This window comes from Dietzia sp. UBA5065 (assembly GCA_002415925.1).
Classification (GTDB): domain Bacteria; phylum Actinomycetota; class Actinomycetes; order Mycobacteriales; family Mycobacteriaceae; genus Dietzia.
Window position 1 is genome coordinate 1585 of sequence record DIAZ01000101.1, and the last position, 1590, is coordinate 3174.

Annotated in this window: 1 protein-coding gene; it reads right to left on the reverse strand. The window is 69.7% G+C overall.

The genetic code is table 11. The features are described 5' to 3' along the window. Positions 1 to 349: 349 nt before the first annotated feature. The gene (gene yidC / locus B4M60_RS07730) at positions 350 to 1423 is read right to left on the reverse strand and encodes a membrane protein insertase YidC (RefSeq protein ID WP_291081938.1); all 1074 of its coding nucleotides are present in this window, start codon (positions 1421 to 1423) and stop codon (positions 350 to 352) included. Between the last annotated feature and the right edge of the window lie 167 nt (positions 1424 to 1590).

Below are 1590 nucleotides of genomic sequence, written 5' to 3' on the forward strand. Positions count from 1 at the left end.
CGCCGTTGCGCCCGATCAGCGCGGTGAGGCCGGGGCCCACGGTGAGGTCGAGCCCGGTGAAGAGGGGGGTGTGGTCGGGGAACGCGTAGGCGACGTCCGACAGGACGAGGGAAGACATGCATGCTCCGGGGAGGTGGCGGATGGGCCGGGTCTCACCTGGGGTCGAGCACTGTCCTTCGGTCTCCTCGACTCGGGTGCTCGGCGTGGTGCCCCTCGCCACCGGGATCTCTCCGCGGTCGCGCCGTGCGCCTGCCGACGTGCAGCGTGAACGCTACGCCCGCCGCCCGGGGGCGGCAAGGGTCCGGCGATCATCCCGTGGGGCGCAGGGGCGGGACGACGACGACGAGGGCTACATGAACGCGCTGGGGGGCAGGCCCTCGCGGCTGCTCATGGGGAGCTCCTTGTCCAGCCTCTCCATGAAGAAGTGCGACTGCACCGCGGTCCAGATGTTGTTGGTGAGCCAGTACAGGCCGATCGCGATGGGGAAGTTGAAGAAGTACGCGCCCACGATCGGGAAGAACGGGAACAGGTACATCATGATCTTCATCGACTGGTTCATCGACTCGGTCATGGACTCGGCGATCGACTGGAAGTCCTGCGGCTTGGCGTCCGCCCCCGCCTTGGCGGGAGCGCCCGGGGCGCCGGAATCGTCGGCCGCGTCGCCGGCGTCTGCGACGGGGGTGGGGGCCTGGCCGTCGATCTCGACCACCTCGCCGTCGACGACCGGGCCGCCCGCGCGCTCCTCGGCGTCCACGCGGGCGAGCGCCTCCTGCTCGGCCACCTTGGCGGCCTTCTGCCGGCGGAAGGAGTTCCACATGTTGATGAAGGTGGCGATGCCCGCCAGCACGAACAGCGGCACGGCCAGCACCAGGATGTCCTCGCGCACCAGCCCCGGGTGCAGCGAGTCCATGACCTCCTGCGGCATCCGGATGTACGAGGCCAGCGGGACGCCGAAGATCTCGGCGTTGAGGAACGAGGCGACCTGCTGGGGCTGGAACGCCCCGTTGGTCATCTGCGAGGCCTCCTCGATCGACTTGCCGGGAGGCGAGAAGTTGAGCAGCACGTGGTACAGGCCGATGAACACCGGGATCTGCACGAGCAGCGGCAGGCAGCCGGCGGCGGGGTTGACCCCGGCGTCGGCGTACAGCGCCTGCATCTCCTTGGCCTGCTCCTGGCGGTCCTCGGGGGACTTGCGGTCCTTGTACTTGTTCTGCAGCTCCTTCATCTTGGGAGCGATCTGCGCCATCTTGCGCATGGAGAACTGCTGCCGGTACATCGACCGCATGAGCAGCAGCCGCACGGTCACCACCAGCAGCAACACCGAGCCCACCCAGGCCAGGCCCGAGTCCGGGTCCACGACGAAGCTCAGCGCCCAGTGCCAGAACTTCATGACGAGCGACACCGGATACGCGAACAGGTCCACGGGCGAATCTCCAGGAGGACGGCGGCGCCGGGCGGGCGCGCGGGGCGGGACGGGACTACACGTGCGCTTCCAGCGTGCCAGGGTTGACGCGCGTGGCGGTCGCCGGGGTCACCCGCCCGCGACGACCGCGGCCCGGACGGCTCCGGCCCCGGCTCCGGCTCTGGCTC